The 23734-nt window shown below is 44.5% G+C and carries 20 protein-coding genes; 4 read left to right on the plus strand and 16 right to left on the minus strand.

All coding sequences use genetic code 11. The annotated features are described in order from the left end of the window. Nucleotides 1–131 precede the first annotated feature (131 nt). The 16 genes from LAJ61_RS03155 to LAJ61_RS03230 form a co-directional block, all read right to left on the minus strand. A complete protein-coding gene (locus LAJ61_RS03155) occupies nt 132–701 on the minus strand; it encodes a hypothetical protein (protein ID WP_224054438.1) in 570 nt (189 codons plus the stop codon). Nucleotides 702–1328: 627 nt separating this feature from the next. Continuing rightward, entirely contained in the window at nt 1329–2537 is a 1209-nt protein-coding gene (gene ssuD, locus LAJ61_RS03160; RefSeq protein ID WP_224054439.1) for an FMNH2-dependent alkanesulfonate monooxygenase, read from the minus strand. Nucleotides 2538–2912: 375 nt separating this feature from the next. Continuing rightward, complete coding sequence (locus LAJ61_RS03165) at nt 2913–3839, minus strand: CysB family HTH-type transcriptional regulator (RefSeq protein ID WP_224054440.1); 927 nt, start codon at nt 3837–3839, stop codon at nt 2913–2915. Between the two features lie 217 nt (nt 3840–4056). Then, entirely contained in the window at nt 4057–4827 is a 771-nt protein-coding gene (gene msuE, locus LAJ61_RS03170) for an FMN reductase (RefSeq protein ID WP_224054441.1), read from the minus strand. Nucleotides 4828–4985: 158 nt separating this feature from the next. Then, nucleotides 4986–5633 carry a methionine ABC transporter permease gene (locus LAJ61_RS03175; RefSeq protein WP_224054442.1) on the minus strand — a complete coding sequence of 216 codons (648 nt, stop codon included), beginning with the start codon at nt 5631–5633 and terminating at the stop codon, nt 4986–4988. Next, nucleotides 5626–6699 carry a methionine ABC transporter ATP-binding protein gene (locus LAJ61_RS03180; protein ID WP_224054443.1) on the minus strand — a complete coding sequence of 358 codons (1074 nt, stop codon included), beginning with the start codon at nt 6697–6699 and terminating at the stop codon, nt 5626–5628. Before LAJ61_RS03180 ends, LAJ61_RS03175 begins: the two co-directional genes overlap by 8 nt. Before the next feature lie 44 nt (nt 6700–6743). Then, entirely contained in the window at nt 6744–7610 is an 867-nt protein-coding gene (locus LAJ61_RS03185) for a MetQ/NlpA family ABC transporter substrate-binding protein (RefSeq protein WP_224054444.1), read from the minus strand. A gap of 101 nt (nt 7611–7711) precedes the next feature. Next, entirely contained in the window at nt 7712–9091 is a 1380-nt protein-coding gene (locus LAJ61_RS03190) for an LLM class flavin-dependent oxidoreductase (protein ID WP_224054445.1), read from the minus strand. Continuing rightward, nucleotides 9091–10329 carry an SfnB family sulfur acquisition oxidoreductase gene (locus LAJ61_RS03195; protein WP_224054446.1) on the minus strand — a complete coding sequence of 413 codons (1239 nt, stop codon included), beginning with the start codon at nt 10327–10329 and terminating at the stop codon, nt 9091–9093. Before LAJ61_RS03195 ends, LAJ61_RS03190 begins: the two co-directional genes overlap by 1 nt. A gap of 17 nt (nt 10330–10346) precedes the next feature. Next, complete coding sequence (locus LAJ61_RS03200) at nt 10347–11564, minus strand: SfnB family sulfur acquisition oxidoreductase (RefSeq protein WP_224054447.1); 1218 nt, start codon at nt 11562–11564, stop codon at nt 10347–10349. A gap of 256 nt (nt 11565–11820) precedes the next feature. After that, on the minus strand, nt 11821–12018 hold the full coding sequence (locus LAJ61_RS03205) for a hypothetical protein (RefSeq protein ID WP_224054448.1): 198 nt from the start codon (nt 12016–12018) through the stop codon (nt 11821–11823). Continuing rightward, nucleotides 12015–13313, minus strand: coding sequence for a YeiH family protein (locus LAJ61_RS03210; RefSeq protein ID WP_224054449.1), 1299 nt, complete (start codon nt 13311–13313; stop codon nt 12015–12017). Before LAJ61_RS03210 ends, LAJ61_RS03205 begins: the two co-directional genes overlap by 4 nt. Before the next feature lie 353 nt (nt 13314–13666). After that, nucleotides 13667–14458, minus strand: coding sequence for an ATP-binding cassette domain-containing protein (locus tag LAJ61_RS03215; RefSeq protein ID WP_224054450.1), 792 nt, complete (start codon nt 14456–14458; stop codon nt 13667–13669). Continuing rightward, entirely contained in the window at nt 14458–15258 is an 801-nt protein-coding gene (locus LAJ61_RS03220; protein WP_409034990.1) for an ABC transporter permease subunit, read from the minus strand. The genes LAJ61_RS03215 and LAJ61_RS03220 overlap by 1 nt, the downstream gene beginning before the upstream one ends. A gap of 259 nt (nt 15259–15517) precedes the next feature. Continuing rightward, on the minus strand, nt 15518–16534 hold the full coding sequence (locus LAJ61_RS03225; protein WP_224054452.1) for an aliphatic sulfonate ABC transporter substrate-binding protein: 1017 nt from the start codon (nt 16532–16534) through the stop codon (nt 15518–15520). Nucleotides 16535–16892: 358 nt separating this feature from the next. Beyond that, nucleotides 16893–17555 carry a TetR/AcrR family transcriptional regulator gene (locus tag LAJ61_RS03230; RefSeq protein ID WP_224054453.1) on the minus strand — a complete coding sequence of 221 codons (663 nt, stop codon included), beginning with the start codon at nt 17553–17555 and terminating at the stop codon, nt 16893–16895. A 282-nt stretch (nt 17556–17837) separates the two neighbouring features. On the opposite strand from LAJ61_RS03230, the gene LAJ61_RS03235 reads away from it, so the two are divergent. From LAJ61_RS03235 to LAJ61_RS03250, 4 genes are all read left to right on the plus strand, one after another. After that, entirely contained in the window at nt 17838–18986 is a 1149-nt protein-coding gene (locus LAJ61_RS03235; protein WP_050324617.1) for an acyl-CoA dehydrogenase family protein, read from the plus strand. A gap of 125 nt (nt 18987–19111) precedes the next feature. After that, nucleotides 19112–20320 (plus strand): acetyl-CoA C-acetyltransferase, encoded by a 1209-nt coding sequence (locus tag LAJ61_RS03240; protein WP_224054454.1) that lies wholly within the window; start codon nt 19112–19114, stop codon nt 20318–20320. Between the two features lie 48 nt (nt 20321–20368). Continuing rightward, complete coding sequence (locus LAJ61_RS03245) at nt 20369–22537, plus strand: 3-hydroxyacyl-CoA dehydrogenase NAD-binding domain-containing protein (protein WP_224054455.1); 2169 nt, start codon at nt 20369–20371, stop codon at nt 22535–22537. Next, nucleotides 22530–23591: a CaiB/BaiF CoA transferase family protein gene (locus LAJ61_RS03250; protein WP_224054456.1), complete on the plus strand. Its 1062-nt coding sequence runs from the start codon at nt 22530–22532 to the stop codon at nt 23589–23591. Before LAJ61_RS03245 ends, LAJ61_RS03250 begins: the two co-directional genes overlap by 8 nt. Nucleotides 23592–23734: the final 143 nt, after the last annotated feature.

Below are 23734 nucleotides of genomic sequence, written 5' to 3' on the forward strand. Positions count from 1 at the left end.
TCGCTTATGGTAAAAATCACGCAACAAATGGCTTTTGTATCGAAATTTTAACCTAAAGCTTGCCCATTCAGAGTACCCTTATAATAGTACGCTGATAAACGTGATAGGGTGAATACAGGTTCTAAGCGGGCTTATTGGGCTTGTTCAATGGCTTTATTAATGCCACGCACGATTTTGTCATTACGCGCAATATCACGAACCGTCAGATGCGGTACACCCACATACCAACCGGTAGCGGTAATCTGATGGTCAAGGATAAATTGCTTAACCGTCGGGCTTTTAATCCCAGGCCAACCCTCTACATTGCCAAAAATCAAGTCCATGAGTTCTGGAATTTTGGTAGCAAAGTCATTGATGTAGGCGTCCCAATCGCCATCATAGGCGGTACAAAACAGTAGCTTGGTGTCATTGTCTAAAAACACCAACCGCAAATCATGCAAGGTGCCTACATTGGTCGCCCCTGCAAGATTGCCTTTGGTGATCTCTAAAATTCGCTTGATACGAGCTGCCCCATCTTTGGTTAAAGGTGCAATGGCGGTGAGTTCAGACACTTTGCCTGATTTTAAGCCCTTTTCACCGGCACTGGTGACAGAATGGTCATAGCCATCATTAGCGCCCTCTTTTAGGTTTGCCATGAGCATTTGTGCTTTTAATGCTACATCGTCTAATAAAGAAAGTTTTTCGTTGTTTTCAGTTGCCATGTTTTATTGCCCTTATAGTTAGTTGATCATTAATTGACGTGCATGATTTAAATTTATTTATCATATTGTTTTATTATTTAAAATTTAAATCTTTTTCATTATATAAGCCGTAAAAAGTAAAAAGCGCTAAATTAACTTTTATCACCCATAAAATTACATAACTAAACTATTGATTAAAAAATGACATACTACAAACTGCAAAGTTAACAGTATTAATTTAAAAATTTTCATTGCTATCAATAATTTATTAAAATTGCGAATGTAACCCATTATAGAGAAGTCGCTTTTCCTGCTTTGCATTTGCTAAAAAAAGTTGTGATATTGACACCTAGATATAAAATTCGGCACGCAATCGCGAAAGCTGGTGGGGATTGGATAGGTCAAATAGGTAGGTATAAGACAGGCTTTAGCAAAGTAGCTTGTTGGTATGAAGTGGTCTAATCTCACGGTATGAATGGCTCTCACTTTTAAAAAAAGGTCTATCAGTTAAAAAGTTTATCATGGCTAGGGTGCATTCCACGCACACTGTCGGATGATAGGTGCCTAATGATAGATATAGAAAAGGCGTAAAACGTGCCTTAGTTAGCACGTTTTATCACAAGTATTTAAGACGCCTGTAATATGCCTTTAAGAGGCAATGGCGTGTTTGGGTGTTTCAGTGGCGGGTGTTTTTGAGGCTGCAATGCCGCTAGTTTGTTGCGGCGGTGCATAGTTATTAGCGACAATTTCACCAAATGGTCCTGTCAAATTTGGCTTGACCAAGGTGTTTTGGGTGTCAATCGGTAATAATGGGAAAACCAATTCAGCAAACCGATACGCTTCTTCCAAGTGTGGATAGCCTGAAAAAATAAAGTTATCAATGCCCAAATCGGCATATTCTTGAATACGCGCGGCAACGGTTTGTGGGTCGCCTACCAGTGCCGTGCCTGCGCCACCACGTACCAGTCCAATCCCTGCCCATAAGTTGGGCGAAATTTCTAAGTTATCACGGCGACCGCCATGCAAGGCCGCCATACGTTGTTGTCCCACTGAGTCCATTTGGGCGAATTTGGCTTGGGCAGCGGCAATGGTGTCGTCAGTGACATGACTCAATAACTCATCAGCGGCTTGCCAAGCTGCTTCATTGGTTTCACGCACAATCACGTGCAGACGAATACCATAACTCAATGTGCGACCTTTGGCAGCGGCTTTGGTTTTAAGCTGCTCAATCTTCTCTTTGACGGCGGCAGGCGGCTCACCCCAGGTCAAGTAGCTGTCAACTTGTTCGGCAGCCAGTGTTTGCGCCGCCTCAGATGAACCGCCAAACCACAAGGGCGGATATGGCTGTTGTAGAGGGGGATATAGCAATTTGGCATCCTCGACTTGCAAGCGTTCACCGTTAAAGGTAAAGGATTCGCCTGTGTGCGAGCGGGTTAAAATCTCTCGCCAAATCGTGGTGTATTCACTGGCTGTCTGATAACGCGTGGCGTGGTCTTCAAAGATGCCATCGCCTTTAAGCTCTTGTTCATCGCCGCCTGTGACAAGATTAAGCAGCAATCGACCATTTGATAATCGATCAAAGGTGCCTGTCATACGAGCGGCAAGCGCGGGTGTCGTCACCCCAGGGCGTAATGCCACCAAAAATTTTAAGCGAGTCGTCGCATCAATGAGACTAGCAGCGACCAGCCAAGGGTCTTCACATGAGCGACCTGTCGGAATCAACACGCCTTCATAGCCAAGGTTATCGGCTGCCACTGCAATTTGCTTCATATAAGTATGGTCAACGGTTCTTGCCCCTTTACTCGTGCCTAAATAACGACTATCGCCATGTGTCGGTATAAACCAAAAAATTTTCATCGTAACCCCTGCTTGTAAGCTCAAAAATTGATTAAGATAACTCGCCTTTTGTCATGGGCGGTTTATCAGTAGCCATAAGCTTAAAGCAAATATCGCTCAATAAAAAATAACAAAAACTGCTTTGGTTAGCACAAAAACTACTTAATAGTTTTGCTGCTAACCCTATCAATTTAATCGCTAAAGCAGTGCCATCAAAAAAGCTTTACAGTTTTCACCATAAAGCGTTTTATCGTCAAATGAATTGATATCAACACCAGATAAACAAGCCCAAATCTTAAAAATAGCACAGCAAGCGAGATAGCAAGCAAGTTTGACGCGTATTACATCGGATGTAAAAGACGATAAGTTTGCAACCTTGCTTATCAGGATTTAGCGTTAGCTGCTAGGTTGTATGGCATCATGCATTGTTGCTTGGGTTAACGTGGGGTTACACAAGGCTAAAAACTGATAGCCAAATCCTCGTAAAAAATGCCCTTGTCGCACTGCGAGCAAGGTGGTATTTTGATGAAATAGCGGCTCGCAACTAAGTAATGTTAACTGGGTGTCTTTATTGGGATTGAACGCCATATCCGCGATGATACCAATGCCCATGCCAAACTCCACATAGGTTTTTATCACATCAGAATCCAACGCCGTCATCACGATATCAGGCTGTAATTCTGCTTTGGCGAACGCTTCATCAATCATCGTTCGCCCGGTATGACCACTAATGTAAGTGATAATCGGATAATGGGCTATGTCGGCAAGCGTTACCTGTTCAAGCTGGGTCAACGGGTGATTAGGCGGCACCACAATCGCATGATACCAGTGATAATAAGAAAAAGTCACAAGCTCGCTATAGCTTGACAAGGCTTCGGTGGCAATGCCAATATCTGCTCGCCCATCAAGTAGCATTGCCGCAATTTCTTGCGGCGCAGCTTGTAGCAAGCGCAAATGCACCTTAGGAAAAAGCTGTTTAAACGCTTGCACAACGGGCGGCAAAATATAACGAGATTGGGTATGGGTGGCTGCGATGGTCAATTCGCCTTTATCTTGGCTGGTATATTGTTCAGCCAAGGTTTTGATATTGTTGGCATCATGTAGCATCCGCTCTACAATCACCAATAACTCTTTACCCGGTTCGGTCAAACCTAAGAGCCGTTTACCCTTACGCACAAACAGCCCGACCCCAAGCTCATCTTCTAAGTCTTTGATATGTTTGGATACACCTGATTGTGAGGTAAATAATGCATTGCCCACTTCGGTCAAATTATAGTCACAGCGTACCGTTTCTCGAATAATACGAAGTTGTTGAAAATTCATAGTCCGTTCGCCTAAATAATTCGATAATCAATCAAATTAGTGTAAGGCGAGCAAACTAGGACAACAAACACCCATCAAACAAATTAATATTCCAAAATTACATATAGCAATGATAAAAATAAAATTTTTGAATAAAACTAAGCTGTTGATTGCTTGGGAGATATTGATGATGACTGCCCTTGTCAGATGAGCCAATATTCGCTAAAGCATACACAAATCAAGCAACGGATGAATGGGTTTTAGGCTGTGATTGAATAATTTGCGGGTGTAGTCTGGCTTCGGCGCTCGATAAATCTGGCACTGCCACAGAGGGTAATATTTCGGCTTGTTCGATTTGTTTATTAATGCCTAACTGCTGATTGGCTTGCGCTGATTTTTCTTTAATGGCTTGGGCGCGTTTGCCTTTGGCGGGTGCCCACTCAAGTATCGGCAACGCGCGCGCCACCGCTAACACAATACGGTCACGCAACTGTTGGCTTGAGACAGTGTATTCTGGGGTAAAGTCTTTATCCGTCGCATACACGCCAATGGGCAATGTCTGGGCTTGAAAAAAACTAAACAACGGGCGAAGCTGGTGCTCTAGTACCAGTGCATGACGCTCGCTACCGCCCGACGCTGCCAATAATACTGGCACATCCACAAGCGCGGTTTGCTCTACAAAGTCAAATAAGTGTTTAAACAATCCGGTAAAAGACGCGCGATACACCGGTGTTCCTACAATCAAGGCGTCCGCCGCTTCAATTGCCGCCAAGTCGTTTTGTACACGTTCTGGCAGTTGGTTACGATAAATCGCCCCACTGAGTAAAGGCCCGATTTCACTCAGCTTGATAAAATGCACGTTGATGGGCGTGGCTTGTGCCAATTCATCTACAATATTTTGCACCAGACTTTCGGTTTTCGATGGCGTGTTGAGCCCACCCGATACCGCAACGATATTGAGTGGTATGGCTGGATTTGATTGATTGATGAAATTTTGAGTGATAGACATCTTTGTTCCTTAATTTAGTGTAATCAGATGAATCGATGACATGTCGATAACCCCATTAAACAAAAAATTAAGCCGTTTGTGAAACAACAATATCTGCATTATTTAGCTGATTTTTTGCTATATCAAATTTGCCATATCAGAGTAGTAAAAATACAGAGCTACAATTGGCGTTTATCGACCCATTGAGCCAGACTATCGCCTGTGGCTTGCACCAACATCACCAATGCCACTAACACCACAATGACTGATACCATCATTTGTACATCAAAGCGCTGATAGCCGTAACGATAGGCAATATCGCCCAAGCCACCCGCTCCAATTGCCCCAGCAATGGCAGACGAATTAATCATGGTAACAAGCGTCACAGTAAACCCTGCAATAATGCCAGGCAATGCTTCGGGCAATAAGACATGCTGAATAATCTGTTTACGGTTGCAGCCGATTGCTTGTGCCGCTTCTATGAGCCCTGGGTCAACTTCGCGCAGACTCACTTCGGCAATTCGGGCAAAAAAAGGCGTTGCTGCTAAGGTTAAAGGCACCACGGCTGCCCACACACCATAGCTTGTACCGACAATCATACGAGTGGCTGGAATAATAGCCACCATCAATATCAAAAAGGGAATAGCACGCACAATGTTCACCGACCAACCCAAACTTAGATTGGTCAAAAATGATGGGGCAATACCTTGCTCGCTTGAATTGACCAATACCAATGCAATCGGTAGTCCCAATAAAAACGCTAAAATTGCTGATACGCCAACCATAATCAGCGTATCAATCAACCCCGTCAGTAACAATTCAAGCATAACCAATTACCTCTACATGCAAAATTTGATGACCCAAGCGCTGGGTTAATTGGGCGACATCTAAACCCGTGGTTGCGACGCCAACAACGATATTGCCTACCAAGTAGCCTTGAATGGTATCTACTTGACTTTGATACAAAGAAACGGGCGCTTCAAATTGCGCAAAAATTGCTTTTAAATCAGGCGCAGATTTTCTTGGGGTAACGTATCTTAGGTTGAGCAAGGTATGAGTGGCATTGTGTTTGTCGGTGAGTTTATCCTCACCCAAATCAATGGATGGCTGGTTATAGCCTAGTAACTCTTGGGTCATGGTGTGCATGGGTGAGGCAAATACCTTCCACACCGGTCCTGTTTCAACGATTTGCCCTTGGTTAATGACAATCACTTGGTCACAAATATCTCGAATGACTTGCATTTCATGAGTAATGAGCACAATGGTAATGCCGAGTTTTTTATTAATTTGCTTGAGTAACTGCAAAATCAACTGGGTACTTTCTGGGTCTAGTGCTGACGTGGCTTCATCACACAATAACATTTTGGGTTCATTCACGAGCGCCCGCGCAATGCCCACCCGCTGTTTTTGACCACCTGATAACTGGGAAGGATACATCAATGCTTTATCACTTAGCCCCACCATCTCTAGCACTTGCGCCACACGTTTCTTGATATCAGCCTGACTCACCTTGGCGACTTTTAATGGCAAGGCGACGTTGTCTTGTACTGTTTTGCTCGACAGCAGATTAAAATGCTGAAAAATCATACCAATACCTTGTCGAAGCTGTCGTAGCTGTGTTTGGTTGAGTGCTGCCACATTGTTATCATCAATATAAACATGACCATCACTAATCGATTCCAAGCCGTTGATAATGCGTAATAAAGATGATTTGCCTGCCCCGCTTTTACCGATAATACCCAGAATTTTGCCTGTTGGCACCTCAAGCGAAATATCTTTTAGCGCATGAATCGCTTGCGCCTGTCCTTGATAAAACTTATTGACCTTATCGATTCGGATATAGGGAGGTGATGAATGACTGCTATCTTGGGTAATATGATTAAATGATTTCATAGCATGATCCTTTGTAATTGTTATGGCTAAAACTTGTTAACGCATTACGAGGTCCAACCTGGAAACCACAGTTTTTCCCCGATTTCTTTGTTTAGCACTTGTTTTACGTTAGGGGAAGTTTGATAAATGTGAATAAATTTTTTCAGCTGTTCGGCTCGCTCAGGATTTTTTTGGGCAAAATCATCCCGAGTGACAAATAAAATCGCATAGCGGTTGTTGGTGGTATCATCAAAGACTAAAGCTTGGTTGGGGTCAATGGTTTTGGCTAAGCGCAAATAATGCGGATAGCTAAACACCAAATCAGCATCATCAACCGCTCGTGCGGTCTGTGGGCCTTCGACTTCAACAAACTGCAATTGTTTTGGGTTGCTGCTGATATCGCTTAAATTAGACAGAAAATTATTTGGGTCTTTTAGCCCAATTAACTTTGCCTGTTGCAGTAGTAGTAGCGCTCGCCCTTGATTAACAGGGTCATTTGGCACCACCACACGGGCACGCGTCGGCAATGCTGCTAGGTTTTGGTATTTTTTAGAATACAAACCGACATGGGTGGCAATCCCTTTATCCAATGCCGATAGCTTATACTCTGGATGCTGTTTGAGTGCATTGGTTAAAAACGGCTGATGTTGAAAATAATTGGCATCGATGTCGCCACTGTTAAGTGTTACATTTGGGGTGTTCCAATCCGTAAACTCGACCAATTTAACGTTGATACCTTGCTGTTTCGCCGCCGCGACTGCCTCCTTCAGTGGATTGGCAAAAGGCGGGCTAATACCGATGGTTAATGGATTGTCTTTGGTGACGTTTGATGCTTGGCTTTTATTGTAAAACGCCCAGCCACTTAGAAACACTAAGACAGCAATGATGGTTACTCCCAAAACAGTGGTGCGATTTTGTGCTGAAGTTGACATAATAGTTCCTTAAAAATAATTGTTTAAAAATGGTTGCTTAGAAATAGCTGCTTAAAATATATAAAACTAATAACACTGAAAAGTGTCGTCTAAACAAGCCGTTAACATCGAAAGCTTTGCACTGGGTGTGAACTGGGTAACCGCTCACCTTTGCCCATGAGCTTGTGGCGTAGACTGCCTTGTGTGTATTCGGTTTTGAAGCGTCCACGACGTTGTAACTCAGGAATGACATACTGGATAAAGTCCTCGTAAGACTCAGGCGTGACCGTGCGAGTGACATTAAAACCATCAATCCCTGTCTCATCGACCCAGGTTATCAATGCCTCAGCCACCTCACGTCCATCACCCACGATTAGCGGATAGCGACCCCCTAACCGATGCTCGGCTATCAGCTGCGCTTTGGTAACCTGCTGATGCTGAAAGCGCTGGTTTACCGACGCAATGCTATTGGTTTGTTGGTAGGCAATCACCTCGTCATCGGCATACTGTGATAAATCAATCCCCACCGAACTTGAGTAATGTGCCAATCCTGCCTCGCTACTGGCATAGCCTTCATACTCTGCCAGTTTTGCTTGGGCAAGGTCGTGACGCTTGTCAGTCACTACCGTTATCCCCATCAGTATTTTGATATCATTGGGATCGCGACCCTGTGCTTTTGCCAACTGGCGAATCGTCTCCACCTGCCGTTTAATCGCTGATTTTTCCCCACCCCCAATAAAAATCGCCTCCGCGTGCTGAGTGGCAAATGCCAAACCTTTAGCTGATGCCCCTGCTTGAAATAACACAGGCGTGCGCTGAATAGACGGCATCACTTGAAAAACCCCATCACTTTGGTAAAAACGCCCTTGATGGTGAATCGCTTTTACCTTGGCAGGGTCAGTAAAAATGCGCGCCTGTTTGTCTATTTTGACGGCATCGTCTTGCCATGAGCCTTCCCAAAACTGGTAGCACAACTGTAAAAACTCGTCGGCTTGCTCATAGCGTAAATCATGCGCCTTTAGCCCTTGATTACCAATCAACCGTTCAGCACTGTCCAAATACCCTGTCACGATATTCCATCCCAAACGACCTTGGGTTAAGTGGTCTAGGCTTGCCATACGTCTAGCAAATTGATAAGGCGTCTCATAACTTAAATTCACCGTGATACCAAAGCCCAAATGCTCGGTCACCGACGCCATGGCAGACACCAAGGTGGTCGGGTCATGGCTTGGCAATTGCACCGACTCTTTAAGGGTCACATCGATGTTATGTTGATAAACGTCATAACACCCTGTGATATCCGCCAGAAATAACCCATCAAATAGCCCTTGCTCCAAGGTTTTTGCCAAGCCTGTCCAATAGCTAAGCTTATTGAATCGATAAGATTCATCCCTTGGGTGCGTCCACAAACCATGATTGATATGTCCAGCGCAATTCATATCAAAGGCGTTAAGAATAATCGGCTTTGGCGGGTTGTTTTCTTTTTTTACCCTCTCACCCATCACAACGTCCCCCGTCGTGGCGGCAATACGCCATTGAGTATATAGTTGGCAATAAAGTAGTATTTCCACCGTGCCGCATCGTGCAAGGTATGCACCCGTGCGTTTCGCCAATACAGGTCTAATCCTTTGTCACGTTGACTACCGCGACTGCCTGCCAGCTCAATGAGCTGTGAGGAGGTTTTTAATGCCACTTCGGTGCTTAATGCGCGCACTGCAGCGACCGCCAATGACGCTTGGGCAATATTTTGCTCATTGGGCGTTGGACGAGCGGCATCGATGGTTTGGGCAGCGTGTTTGAGTAACACCTCCACCGCTCGCACATCTGCCGCACTGCGCCCAATTTGCAATAGCGTAAGTGGGTCATCGGTGGCTTTATCCACGCCCGAATCAATCCAAGGACGAGCTTGCCGCACTTGTACCAAGGTTTCATCAAACGCCCCACGTGCAATACCTGTCTCAATGGCGGCGTGTAACAGCTGGGCAAACGGCCCGCAAACCGTGGGATTTTGATAGGCTTTATCAAAAGCAATGACATCGTCTTTATCCACAAACACTTGGTCAAATAAGACCGTGCCTGAGCCTGTGGTACGTTGACCAAAGCTTTGCCAATCATCAATCAGCGTGAGACCTTTGGCGTCTCGCTCCACAAATGCCAAAAATTCGCGGTCGTTGTCATCTTTTACCAAGGTCGGGATACGGTGCGCAAACAGACTGCCTGTGCAGTAAAATTTTTCGCCATTGATTAGACAACCGCCTGGCGTCGAGGTGAGTTTGGTGGTTTTATCAACGGCATTTTTGGGCTTAAACTCAGCCAACGCATTGCCTAGCCGCGCCCCTTGTAATACCTCAGCAAAAATGCGTTGCTGCTGGGCTTCTGTCCCCGTGTTTTTTAATACTTCTAACGCATAGTAATGATTTTGCGGAATTTGCCCAATCGCCCCATCTGCACCACTCAATAGCGCAATGATTTGAGCGACGGTCCAACTTGATACATCAGCGCCGCCAAAGCGTTTTGGCACGGTGATTGCCCATAACCCTGATTGGCTCAAGCTTTCAATTTCTGCAAAGGGTAATAGCCGTTCGCGGTCTCGTTTTATACGCGCTTGTTTAAACGATTGGGCAAGCTGATAGGCGATTTCTAATGCTTCGTTGTCCGACTTGATGATATGGGCGACGGGCGTAGGTTTGACTAGCGAGGCTTGAGCGTCCGTTACTGGACGGGTGATGGTATCTGACATGGTGTTCTCCTTACTTTCTAAATCCAAGCATGACGGTTGGGCAATTTGTGATTTAAGTAATAATCGCCCAACGCGTGTAACTTCCAGCGCACTGGGTCATGCAAAGTATGCACGCGGGCATTTCGCCAATGCTGATCCAAGCCATGCTCGCTAAGTGATGAACGACTACCGCCAATTTCAAACAGTTTTTCAGAAATCGTGAGAGCGGCGTCATTGGCATATACTTTGGCTTCTGCCACTTTGATAGACGCGAGTGCTGCCTCTTCTGCGGTGACAAAATCCAATCTATCCAGCGCATCCAAATAATCAGCCGCTTCTTGCAGTAATAGGATAGCCGCATCCAAGCGTACTTTTAACTTTCCCACTACTTGTAGCAAATACGGCTCAAAGCGCGCAGCTTCGACTTTGGCATCGACAATGGGACGGGCTTTTTTTGCCACAGCTAAGGTGTCTTCAAACGCCCCTTCTGCAATCCCGACATCAATCGCCGCTTGTATCAGCTGAGAATAAGCCCCACGATACGTCGGTGCATCGCTGAGCAAGCGTTCATCAAAAATTAGCTTAGGTAGGACTTTGACTTGGTTAAGTTTGACCGTGCCGCTTGAGGTGGTACGCAGGCCAAAACCATCCCAATCATCTATCACCTCAACGCCCATTGCGGCTTTATCAATAATGGTCAGTACCACATGACCCTCAGGGTGTAAGGCTTTAATCGCCAAGTAATCGGCAAAACTGCTGCCTGTTGAATAGAATTTTTCCCCGTTAACATAGTAACCATTGTTGGCAATGGTCAATGTCGTTGCCAAGGTTTTGCTGTCTTTGGTGTCACGTTCTGGCCCGCCATTGGCTAAGCGACTGCCTGACAAAATCTCGCCAAAAATAAAGTGTTTTTGACTGTCATTGCCGATAATATTGATGATATTGAGTAGGCTGATTTGATTTTGTGGAATCAATCCAATATTGGCATCGGCTTTGCTCAAAATGCGAAAGACGTCTGCCAAGGTGCGATTTGACACTTCGGCGCCGCCATATTGTTTGGGAATACGTATGCCGCCAAGCCCGGTTTGGCTAAATAGATCCATTACTGCAAAAGGTAATTGTCGCTGTTGGTCGCGCTCGTCGCGCTTGATGAGAGCAAAAGCCGCCACTTGCTTGGCAGCTTGAATGGCTTGCTCATCAGTGACAATACGTTGCGCTTTGGCATATTTATCAAGTGGCTGATTAAAATCCGTCATGCTAATTCCTTACCGCTAAATGCTTGAATAAGGCATCATGATAAAGATTTTTTTTCGCAAATATAACCAAGATATTTTGCTATCTATAGCAAGAAATGTGATGAACAGCATGTCATTTGATTGATTGGGTGAGCATAAAAAAAGCCCATCAATCTTTTAATGGGCTTATATCAGGGCTTAGACCAACAGGTAAATTGTTGGATAAATTTCAAATTAATAACCAAGCTAATTTGTATCGATAGGGTTTTTCAAACCATCAAAAATATCCCCACTGCCGGCTATAATTTACTGTCAGCTGATATTGATTTTCATCAATACCCGCTGCTTTGAGGGCTTTTTTTAACTCCCACGTATCAAAGACGGCTTGGGAGCAATGATTGCTAAAGCCAAATTGCGCTAACACCGTCTTTGGCAATGGGATTTGACTTTTGATAGTGGTTAATTGGGTAATCATAAATTTATCCAATAGTTTGCAAACACATGATTAGAGAGCCAATAGCCCAGCGGCAGATTGACCAAAACACCCGCTGTAAACGCAAGTACAGGTTTAATACCCACGCTTGCCAATGCTTTAAATCGCGTTGTCATACCAATGGATAAAAACGTTAAGGTAAAAAACCAACCGCGATAGTCCTTGATAAGACCTAATGCTTGTTTATTAAAGGCTTCAGCGTTGGGTGCAATCAGTACAAATAAGGTCGTGATGATTGAGGCAATAAAAAAACCGATAATAAACTTAGGAAATCGACGCCAAATCTCTGATTTATCAATTCGCTCGTTTGTTGAAGCACGCTCCCAAACAGTGACCGATAAATAAGCTGCCAAAAATGCCCATAATCCAACAAACATATCTCGGCCTACCACTTTCATTAATGTAAAAGCTTGGGTAGCAGACTCATTACCAATCGCTTCAACCGCCGCAAAGCCAGCAGCGTCTGCAAATTCAGACGTTCCAATCCAAGCACCGGCAATCGCAGGGGGCAAATCCAATAACTTACAAGCAAATGGCAGCGCAAAAATCATAATTACCGCCCACACAATCACCAACGAAATTGACGCCGCCACATGCTCATGCTTGGCTCTACAGGCACCGCCAATGGCAATCGACGCTGACACCCCACACACCGAGCCACCTGCCCCAAGGGTCGCTGCAAATCGGTTATCAAGCTTGAACACTTTTGTTGCTACGAAATAAATGGTAGAAAAAGTCACAACCGAAACAATTAAGGCTTGCACAATGGCGGCCGGACCCGCTTTTAAAATCGTCGTGAAAGGTAAGGTTGCCCCCATTAAAATAATACCAATTTTGACATAGTATTCGGTTCTCAGCACTTCCTTTAATTTATCAGCAATTGAGGTAAAATTGCCAAGTAACAGACCAATGAACAAGGCTACTAAAGGACTTTCTAGTTGCCATGCTTTGACGACCTTATTACTGCTTAAAATCAAAATGCCCGCCGCCATCAAAAACAATAAGATAAATTTGGCTAAAAATGGAGGTAATTTTATTTCAGGTTGCGCGGATTTGGCACCCAAAAATAGCAATAATCCAAAACCAATCGCTAAGCTTAGCAGTCCTAGGATTGAATGGCTAACTAGGTTAAATAGCTCACTAACGTCTGACCAAGGTTTTATTTTGACATTTAAGTTGGCGATAGGTATCTGCAATATATACAAGGTGCAAATCACCACCACAATAAATAGTCCCAGCACAACCGACCAATTATCCTCATTTTTTAAAAATTTCATGACCGCACGCTCCTTTCTCCCAATATCGATATAACATTTGCATCAAATAAAAAAGACATTATTCCATAAATTATTGATTATACTTAATAACCATAACTGATATGAATATAATAAATTCTACTAACAGGCCGTACTGTGAGCGCATAATGTTTAGGTGGTTTTTACTGACTGAGAGCGTATGAAAGCGCTGAACCCAGCGTTGAATAGCATAGCTAGAGAAAATCAACCCTATTAATCTTATCGCTAAAAAAGCCCATTAATTTTTTAATGGGCTTTTGCTAAATAAAGGATGCTAAAGGGTGGCAAAGAGTGCCAAAAGGTGTCAGTGGCTTGTCATTGACCGATGGACAGGCTCAATGCACCGCTAAAATCTTATCCAGCACAATTTGCTCAAATGGCGCAGTTTTAGTCATATTATTACGGGGATGGGGCAATAAGATTGGCAAATCCAGTCCAATTTTGCCTTGTTCAATTAAAATCACCCTATCAGCAGTGATGACCGCTTCACTGACATCATGGGTCACTAAAATCACCGTAAATCGATGTTCTTGCCATAATTTGACCAATAGTTGCTGCATATCAAGACGGGTTAACGCATCGAGCGCCCCCAATGGCTCATCAAGTAGCAACAGCTGGGGACGATGAATAATCGCTCTGGCCAAAGCCACTCGCTGCTTTTGCCCCCCTGACAATGCCGATGGCCAATCATCAGCCCGCTCTGCCAAGCCGACCTCTGCCAACGCTTTCAACGCTTGCGCTTTCCAATCTGGCGTTTTTAGCCCAAGCCCCACATTTTCCAGTACCGTTTTCCAAGGTAATAATCGGTCATCTTGGAACATTAGCCGCGTAGATTGTCGCCATGCCTGAGGCGACATTGCTTGATTGGCAATTGACATGGCTGTCAACTCCCCACTACTCGCCGTTTCTAACTGCGCAAGTAAACGCAGCAGTGTTGATTTGCCACAGCCACTGTGCCCGACAATAGCGATAAAATCACCACTTTGAATGTGCAAATCTAGGTCTTTAATGACTTCTCGATTATCAAATTTTTTGACCACATTGGTTAAGCTTAAAGCCAATCCTGCTGAGGTTTTTGATGGCGTTCTGGATGACGCTGACAATGGCGCTGACAATGGCGTTGACATTAGTGTGCTCCTTGTTGGTAAGCGGGGTGCCATTTGAGCCAAACAAACTCAAGCTTTTTGGCAATAAAATCGGCTAAAAATCCTAATAATGCATAAACCAAGATTGAAAACATAATGATATCAATCTGAAAAAACTCGCGAGCGTGCATGGCTAAATACCCAATGCCTGTGGTTGCCGAAATGGTTTCCGCGACAATCAGCGTCAGCCACATAATGCCCAATGAAAAACGCACCCCCACCAAAATACTCGGCAATGCCCCAGGTAAAATCACTTCTTTAAACAATGCCCAACCTGTTAAATCATAGCTTTTTGCCATCTCGACCAGATGTTTATCCACATTACGCACGCCATGATAGGTATTCAAATAAATCGGAAAAAATGTGCCAACTGCCACCAAAAAAATCTTTGCCGCTTCATCAATCCCAAACCACACAATGACCAGGGGAATTAATGCCAAATGTGGAATGTTTCTCAGCATTTGAAAGGTGGTATCCAATAACGTGCGAAATACAGGCAAAGTGCTGGTCAATAGCCCAAACCCCAACCCAAACAACCCGCCAATCAACAACCCAGCAAACGCTCGCAGCGCACTAATACCGAGATGCTGCCAAAGCTCACCACTTTTTATGAGTTCATAGCCCGCTTGAAGAACGGCATTGGGTGATGAAATATTTTTAAGGTAAGCTTCAGGCAGTAGTTGAAAACTTGCTACCAGCTGCCAACCCGCCAACATAAGTAACGGCAACCACCAACCCCCTGTACGCGCAAATAGGGTTTTTACAACATTGCGGGTTGACAATGTCTTGACTGGCGCATTCACCCTTATCGGTTTCGTCGGTAGCGGCTTTGATGCCGCTACCACTGAATTATCCGCAACAAAACTTGACGTTTTCATAAACAATCTCTCAATGCAAATTTATCAATGCAACTTTATTAATGACTGTTAAAAGCTTAACTGTCGCCTGTATCACTTCAAGGTAGTAAGCGCAAGCTAGCGTCATAAAGATTACCTACCCTTTTTTACTAGCTTTTTACTAGCTTTTTACTAGCCATAGCGTTTACTTGGGTGGATACCAAACAATATCTTTTACCTGTATTTGTTTTGGCAGCAATTTATTTTTATAAAAAGTATCAGCTTCTTGCTGCTGGGCTTGAATGATGTCATCGGTGATATAGTTGACACCGTAATTTCTTGATTTCACCGAGGCTAACGCCACATCAGGTTTTAGATTGGTAACTTTTTGGATCATTTTGCTAAAAGTTACTGGGTCAGCGGTAATCGCTTTATCCGCTTCATCAATGGCTTTGACAATGTCTTTAACCACATCGGGATGTTGTTGAGCAAAATCCGTTGATGCCAAATAAAACGATGTATTATTGGGCTTAAGACCTGTAGCGTCGGTCAAAACTCGCGCTTTTAGCTCAATTTTGGCACTCGATAGATAAGGCTCCCAAACGGTCCAAGCATCCAATTTCCCCGATTCAAAGGCAGCACGGGCATCAGATGGCTGTAAATACTTGACATCTATGTCAGCAAAACTCAATTTGTCACGTTCCAATGCTTTTAGTAATGTATAGTTAGCACTAGAGCCTTTAGTCACCGCCACAGATTTACCTTTTAATTCGGCCACTGACTTTAAGGTTGAACTCGCGGGGACAATGACGGCTTCAGACTGTGGTGAAGGTTTTTCATAGGCAACATACACTAGATTACTACCCGCAGCTTGGGCAAAAATAGGTGGGGTGTCCCCTGTGGTGCCAAAGTCAATATTGTTGGTATTTAGCGCTTCTAGCATCGGCGGTCCCGATTGAAACTGCACCCAATTGACTTTGATGCCGGATTTTTCGAGCGACTTTTCAAGCAGCTTACTTTCCCGTAAATACACCAACGCCCCTGAACTTTGTAATCCGATACGCACTTCTTCGAGTGGTTTTGAATCACCGGTCTTAGTGCCATTGGTGTGTGCTTCATTGGTGGTTGCCGCATTGGCAGATTTGGTGGTATTTTGCTGGCAACCTGCTAATAGCAAGCTAATACTAAACCCCGAAATAAGTAGAGCAGAAACTTTTTTCATTACAACACCTTATGCAATATTTAGGACAATTTGTCCTTATCCTCAAAATTTCATTTTTTTCGATATGAAATGCTATCAAGCGCTATCAAACATCATCGAATGGCGCTATTATTCCACAGAATAATAACAAAGCTTAATAATTATAATTGATAAGAATATAGAGGAATTTGCTAACCGCTTTAATTTTTGTTTATTGATAGCGGAAGGGTGTATGGACAGATAAATGCTATTCTGCGTAGAGAAAAACATAGGGCGCAATCGCTACAGCCAGTGCTGGACCGTTCATTTATTCGGGGTAATAATAGCGGACAAACATTCCTAGATTGTTGTTCGTGTATTTGTAAAATGCGTTATTCTCTTAGTCATGCCGTGAAATAGCTTGCCATAGGATATCAAACAAAGGATCAAAGTCAGCTGTCATCGGTTTGGCAGCGTGTCTTAACACGTGCATCAGCCCCAATCGGGTGATAAACCCCATAAACACATCTAATAAGGTTTTAAGCGAGACATTTTGATTAAGCTCCCCACGCTGCTGCCCATCCGACAACACTTGCAAAAAAGCTTCCATCAAATCCTTGTTTTCATAAATGGCAATATGTTGATAGTGGGAGACAGGAATCGCTGTAGAAAAAAACAATACCGCATCAGGATTGTGGTCAACAAAATCAAACATCACCCATAGCGTCTTACGCAGCCGGTCTTTGACACTATCAATACCGCTCAAATGGTCAATCATTCGAGCGGCTAGGCGACTAAGCACTCGATCTAAAATCACATAAATCAGCGTGTTTTTATCGCCAAAATATTTATACAAGGTCTGCAGTGACACGTTCGCGTGTTTTGCAATTGACTGCATAGTCACACTATCCGCAGCGACCTCACTCTCACCACTGGCATACAGTGTAATCACACTTTTTTCGATTTTATCTAAGGTTGCAGGTCGTATCTGCGCAAGTAAGGTTAAATCACCCATTGTATTACTAGGACGTCCAAGCGTCATTGGCTTTTTCAACGCAGTCATAACATTCTCTATTTAGATATTTAAAAAATAGTAATATAGGTTACCATATCTGCAGACAATATTGTTCTCATTTTTTATCTTTGTTATGATGGCGGCATTATTTGGCTATTTAATCATAATCTTAGGGTTTTTATTTAGTATTACATTGGTAATATAAATTACCTTTATAATATAATTTAAGGATAAATAACTATAAATAGCCGAGCAATTTTTTAAGGTAGTAATTAATATTACTATTATAACGGTTTAATTAATCTCTCAATAACGAACGAGGAATCAAGGATGATCAACCATTTTGAATCAAGCTGGATGAACGAAGAAGTCGCCATGCTAGAAGATACTGCCAAGAAGTTTTTTCAAACTTGGATCGATAAAGACATCGAGTGGCGAAAAAACGGCATGATGGATAAAGAAGCATGGCTTGAAGCAGGCTCGATGGGCTTTTTATGTGCATCGATGCCTGAAGAGTATGGCGGTGCCGGTGGCGACTTTCGTCATGAAGCGGCATTGATTTATGCCCAAGCCGATGCGGCCTTGAGCGGATTTGGTGGCTTTTTGCATTCAGGTATTGTGGCACCTTATATCTTGCATCATGGCAGTGAACAGCAAAAACAGCGTTGGTTACCAAAAATGGCAACGGGCGAATTGGTTGGTGCGATTGCGATGACTGAGCCAGGTACGGGTTCAGATTTGCAAGCTATCAAAACCTATGCCGTTAAAGACGGTGATGACTACATTTTAAATGGTTCTAAAACCTTTATTACCAATGGCCAGTTAGCCAATTTAATCATCGTCGCTTGTAAAACCGACCGCGAAAAAGGCGCTCAAGGTGTGTCTTTATTGGTGTTAGAAACCGATGGTTTAGCAGGCTTTGAGCGGGGTCGCAACTTAGAGAAAATCGGTCTGTCATCACAAGATACCTCAGAGTTGTTCTTCAATAATGTGCGTGTCCCACAGAAAAATTTATTGGGCAGTGTGGAGGGCATGGGCTTTATTCAGTTGATGCAAGAGTTGCCACAAGAACGCTTAATCATTGCGTTAGCGGCAGCGGGGGCGATTAAGAAATCGATTGAACTTACCATCGAATATACCAAAGAACGCCACGCCTTTAACAAGCCTGTGTGGTCATTCCAAAATACCCGATTTAAACTTGCCGAATGTAATGCCGACTACCTTGCCGTCAGGGCGATGTGTGATGCGGCACTGGAAGCCCATCTTAACAAAAAACTGACCGTACAACATGCGGCGCTATTAAAAGCGTTTACCACGGATAAACAAGCCAAAGTCACGGATGAATGCTTACAGCTATTTGGTGGCTATGGTTATATGCTGGAGTATCCGATTGCCCGATTATACGCCGATGCCCGAGTGCAAAAAATCTATGGCGGTACCAATGAAATCATGAAAGAGTTGGCGTCTCGTTTTATGTAACTTATCGTCTTATATGGCTGAGCCAGTTTTTAGCTAGCCTAGATATTGGTATCAGATATTGGTATTAGCTATTAGGACTAGCCATTAGGAATTGACAAATTTTAATCATGATTAAGGAAAATCAAATGAGTAATACCGCTTATATTTATGATGCTATCCGCACCCCGCGTGGTAAAGGCAAATCCGATGGCAGCTTGCACCAAGTCGCCCCAATTTGGTTAATCAGGGAACTGCTGACAAATTTACAGTCACGCAATCAGTTGGACACGCAGCTCGTGGATGATGTGGTACTAGGTTGTGTCACCCCCGTTGGTGAGCAAGGCTCGGATATCGCCAGAATTGCGGTAATTGATGCCGGTTGGGCAGAATCAGTGGCAGGCGTTACTTTATCACGGTTTTGTGCATCAGGGTTAGAGTCGATTAATTTAGCCGCGAGCAAAATCATGTCAGGCATGGAAGACATGGTGGTGGCAGGTGGCGTGGAGTCTATGAGCCGTGTCAAAATGGGGTTAGACGGCGGGGCTTGGTATATGGACCCACGCGTCAATACCGCCACGGGCTTTGCCCCACAGGGCATCGGCGCTGATACGATTGCGACGTTAGAAGGGTTTAGTCGCAGTGATGTTGATGCCTATGCCACCGAGTCTCATCGCAGAGCCCAGCAGGCTTCCGACCAAGGGTATTTTGCGAAATCAATTATGCCTGTTAAAGATATCAATGGTCTGATGATTTTAGACCATGACGAAACCATTCGCGCTGATACCAGCGTTGAACGCTTGGCAGAATTAAAGCCCTCGTTTGCCATGCCAGGAAAAATGGGCTTTGATAAAGTGGTCTTAGATAAATATGCCACGATTGAAAAAATTAACCATGTGCACCATGCCGGTAACTCATCAGGTATCGTTGACGGGGCCGCGTTATGTCTGCTTGGTAGTCAATCAGCGGGACAAGCAGCGAATTTAACACCCCGCGCCAAAGTCACGATGGCGGCAGTAGTGGGGTCAGAACCGACGATTATGCTAACAGGTCCGACACTGGCCGCAAGAAAAGCCTTAACCCGGGCGAATATGCAGGTGTCTGATATTGACCTATGGGAAATTAATGAAGCGTTTGCAGCGGTGCCAATGAAAACGGCAAAAGACCTAGGGCTTGATATGGATATCGTGAATGTCAACGGTGGTGCGATTGCGATGGGACATCCATTAGGCGCAACAGGGGCAATTTTGATTAATATCTTGTTAGATGAATTGGAGCGTCGTGATTTGACCACTGGACTTGCGACCTTATGTGTCGGTGGCGGTATGGGTATTGCCACGATTATTGAACGTGTTTAAGTCGCCTATTTAATTGAATTAAAAAACTGAAGAAAAAAGGATGTTTCTATGACCAGTCTTACCAGCCAAGCGGCGAATCAATTGGCCAATTTTTCTGCCACTGACGACGATAATATTGTCATTTTGACCATTCAACAATCTCGCAAAATGAATGTGCTTGATGAGTATTTTAGCAATGATTTAGAAAAAATCGCTCAAAGTTTTATTCAAGACAAAGACAGCAAAGGGCTTATCATCACCAGCGATAAAGATAGCTTTATCGTGGGTGCCGATATCGACCAATTTGCCAATATCCAATCCCCCAAGCAAGCTTTTGATTTTGTGGAACATTTCAAAAAAGTGTTACGCAACCTTGAAACCTGCGGTAAACCTATCGTCGCTGCATTAACAGGCACTGCCTTAGGTGGCGGGCTTGAAGTAGCGTTGGGCTGTCATTATCGCATTGCCGTTGACCAACCGAATGCCAAATATGGCTTGCCTGAAGTCAAGTTGGGCTTATTACCTGGGGGCGGTGGTACGCAGCGTTTAATGCGTCTTGTCGGTATGCAAAAAGCGTTAGAGTTGATGACCCAAGGTACTAAGCTTACCACCCAAGCCGCTCATCAGCTTGGCATTATCGATGCGGTAGTTACTGATAAAACATCACTGATTGAACAAGCCAAACAGTGGATTCATGAGCACCCAACCGCTCAGCAGCCTTGGGATGCCAAAGGCTTTAAAATCCCTCAAGGTAACGCCTTAACCCCGCAAAATGCCCAAATGTTGAGCATTGCCCCTGCGATGGCGAATCAAAAATCGCATGGCAACTACCCTGCCATTACCCACATTTTATCCTGTGTGTTTGAAGGTAGCTTAGTGGACATCGATACTGGTCTGGCGCTTGAGTCCCGCTATTTTGTCGCCTGTGCCATGTCACAAGTGTCAAAAAACATGATTGGCACGCTTTGGCACCAACTCAACAGCATCAACAAGGGCCAATCTCGTCCAAAATCTATCCCGCCATACCAAACCAAAAAAGTCGGTGTGTTGGGTGCAGGGATGATGGGTGCAGGTATTGCCTATGTCTCTGCTAAGGCAGGCATTGACGTGGTATTGCTCGATACCACGATGGAAAATGCGGATAAAGGCAAAATGTATTCAGAAAACTTGCTGGATAAAGCGATTGCCAAAGGCCGAAGCAATGATAGCAAAAAACAATCCTTGCTGGACAAAATTCAAACCACCACGAATTATGCAGATTTAGCGGATTGTGACTTGGTGATTGAAGCGGTGTTTGAAGACCGTGATATTAAAGCCAAGTGTACCCAGCAAACAGAAGCAGTCACCGCTAGCGATGCGATTTTTGCGTCAAATACCTCAACCTTGCCAATTACCGGTTTAGCCAAAGCGAGTGGCCGTCCTAAGCAATTTATCGGCTTACACTTTTTCTCACCTGTCGATAAAATGCCGCTTGTGGAAATCATTATGGGCGAGCAAACCGATGAAACTACGTTAGCCAAAGCCTTTGACTATGTATTACAAATTGGCAAAACGCCGATTGTGGTCAATGATAGCCGTGGTTTTTATACGTCTCGTGTGTTTGCCACCTATATCACCGAAGGCTCTGCCATGCTCTCTGAGGGTGTCCATCCCCGTCTGATTGAGGTAGCCGGTATCAAATCAGGTATGCCTGTCGGACCGTTGGCACTGCAAGACGAGGTGTCTTTAGGTCTGATGCTGCATATTAATGAGCAAACCAAAAAAGATTTACAAAAAGAAGGCAAAGAAATGCCCCATCACCCCGCCGATAGCGTGGTCGAGCTGATGGGCAAAACCCACGGGCGTTTGGGTAAAAAAGTCGGCAAAGGGTTTTATGACTACCCAGAGGGAGGTGAAAAACAACTGTGGCCCGGGCTATCAAACTTATTCCCTGTCGCAGACACGCAGCCTACTCAGCAAGAGCTTATTGACCGCTTTATGTTTATCCAAGCCAATGAAACCGCTCGTTGTTATGAAGAAAACGTGATTAATTCAATCGCAGATGCCAATATCGGCTCTATCTTTGGCTGGGGATTTGCCCCGCATCATGGGGGTACTTTGCAGTTTATTAATGCCTATGGCGTTGATAATTTTGTCGCACGCAGTCAACAACTTGCCGAGCGTTATGGTGAGCGCTTTGCCCCTGCCCAAGTTCTAGTAGCTATGGCAAAGGCGCATAAGGAGTTTGTTAATGAATGACGCCATAGCTGCGCTGGGTATAGCTGACTGCTTAACAGGGCTAAAAGTTATTGACTTATCACGCAACTTGCCGGGTCCATTTGCCACACGACTGCTCGCTGATTTGGGGGCAAATGTGATCAAATATGAACCTAAGCCAGGTGACCCTGCACGGGCGTTAGGCAATTTATTTGATGCTTTAAATCATGGCAAAGCTTGTCACAAAATAAACTTTAAACACCCCGATGACATTGCTAAGCTTAAAAGCGACATTGCCACTGCTGATGTGATGATTGATAGTTTCCGCCCCAACGTATTAGAAGGCATGGGACTTTCGCCACAGGCACTGCTGGCGGACAACCCAAAGCTGGTGATTGTTTCCATCACTGGCTATGGTACGACGCCCAACTGGGCGGATAAAGCCGGGCATGATATCAACTTTATGGCAATGAGTGGCGTACTTGACCAACTCAAAACCGCATCGGGTGAACAAGCCATGCCCAATGTGCAATTTGCCGACTTGGCTGGCGGGAGTGACACGGCGGTCATCGCTTTATTAGCGGCCGTTGTCAATGCCAAGCTAACTGGCAAAGGTCGCCATATCATCATCAGCATGACCCATAGTTTATACAACCATTTGGTGATGCCAAAAGCGACGGGGAAATTTGTCAAAGCATTAACACAGGTAACACCGACGCCTGAGCAGGATTTTTTAGGCGGCGTGCTGCCATGTTACCGGCTATATCAGACACAAGACGGTCGTTATATGGCAGTCGGCTCGCTTGAGCTAAAGTTTTGGCAAGGCTTGTGTCAAGCGTTAGATGTTAATGAACATGCGGCTAGCCATTGGCAAATGGGCATACTGCCCACTCATCCGCAGAGCCAAGCCGCTGCCCAAGCAATTGCCCAAAAATTTGCATCGCAGCCACTTAGCCACTGGCAGCACTACTTTACCCAATTTGATGTGTGCGTGACGCCTATTTTAACCTTGGCAGAAGCCGCCTGTCATGAACTATTTGCTAATCAAGATGAGTATGGTAATGTTAAGCCTTGGTGTGATAATGATTGCAACTAGGCTATTCATTTGCGTCACTATCAACTCAAGGCACAGCGATTGATAGTCATCAAAAAGCGCGGCAATACGCGCACCCTAATAGTCCCATGGAAAAAACCTTTCAAGGGCCTATTAGCCTATTTTCTAAGGACAGAAAAAGGATA

Source organism: Faucicola osloensis (assembly GCF_020041925.1).
Lineage (GTDB): Bacteria > Pseudomonadota > Gammaproteobacteria > Pseudomonadales > Moraxellaceae > Faucicola > Faucicola osloensis_D.

Coding starts and splice junctions, on each gene's coding strand:
- LAJ61_RS03245 (WP_224054455.1), top strand. CDS start 20,369: ATGACCAGTCTTACCAGCCAAGCGGCGAATCAATTGGCCAATTTTTCT.
- LAJ61_RS03185 (WP_224054444.1), bottom strand. CDS start 7,610: ATGTCAACTTCAGCACAAAATCGCACCACTGTTTTGGGAGTAACCATC.
- LAJ61_RS03200 (WP_224054447.1), bottom strand. CDS start 11,564: ATGACGGATTTTAATCAGCCACTTGATAAATATGCCAAAGCGCAACGT.
- LAJ61_RS03180 (WP_224054443.1), bottom strand. CDS start 6,699: ATGAAATCATTTAATCATATTACCCAAGATAGCAGTCATTCATCACCT.
- ssuD (WP_224054439.1), bottom strand. CDS start 2,537: ATGAAAATTTTTTGGTTTATACCGACACATGGCGATAGTCGTTATTTA.
- LAJ61_RS03210 (WP_224054449.1), bottom strand. CDS start 13,313: ATGAAATTTTTAAAAAATGAGGATAATTGGTCGGTTGTGCTGGGACTA.
- LAJ61_RS03205 (WP_224054448.1), bottom strand. CDS start 12,018: ATGATTACCCAATTAACCACTATCAAAAGTCAAATCCCATTGCCAAAG.
- LAJ61_RS03240 (WP_224054454.1), top strand. CDS start 19,112: ATGAGTAATACCGCTTATATTTATGATGCTATCCGCACCCCGCGTGGT.
- LAJ61_RS03225 (WP_224054452.1), bottom strand. CDS start 16,534: ATGAAAAAAGTTTCTGCTCTACTTATTTCGGGGTTTAGTATTAGCTTG.
- LAJ61_RS03165 (WP_224054440.1), bottom strand. CDS start 3,839: ATGAATTTTCAACAACTTCGTATTATTCGAGAAACGGTACGCTGTGAC.
- LAJ61_RS03155 (WP_224054438.1), bottom strand. CDS start 701: ATGGCAACTGAAAACAACGAAAAACTTTCTTTATTAGACGATGTAGCA.
- LAJ61_RS03250 (WP_224054456.1), top strand. CDS start 22,530: ATGAATGACGCCATAGCTGCGCTGGGTATAGCTGACTGCTTAACAGGG.
- LAJ61_RS03195 (WP_224054446.1), bottom strand. CDS start 10,329: ATGTCAGATACCATCACCCGTCCAGTAACGGACGCTCAAGCCTCGCTA.
- LAJ61_RS03230 (WP_224054453.1), bottom strand. CDS start 17,555: ATGACTGCGTTGAAAAAGCCAATGACGCTTGGACGTCCTAGTAATACA.
- LAJ61_RS03190 (WP_224054445.1), bottom strand. CDS start 9,091: ATGGGTGAGAGGGTAAAAAAAGAAAACAACCCGCCAAAGCCGATTATT.
- LAJ61_RS03175 (WP_224054442.1), bottom strand. CDS start 5,633: ATGCTTGAATTGTTACTGACGGGGTTGATTGATACGCTGATTATGGTT.
- msuE (WP_224054441.1), bottom strand. CDS start 4,827: ATGTCTATCACTCAAAATTTCATCAATCAATCAAATCCAGCCATACCA.
- LAJ61_RS03215 (WP_224054450.1), bottom strand. CDS start 14,458: ATGTCAACGCCATTGTCAGCGCCATTGTCAGCGTCATCCAGAACGCCA.
- LAJ61_RS03235 (WP_050324617.1), top strand. CDS start 17,838: ATGATCAACCATTTTGAATCAAGCTGGATGAACGAAGAAGTCGCCATG.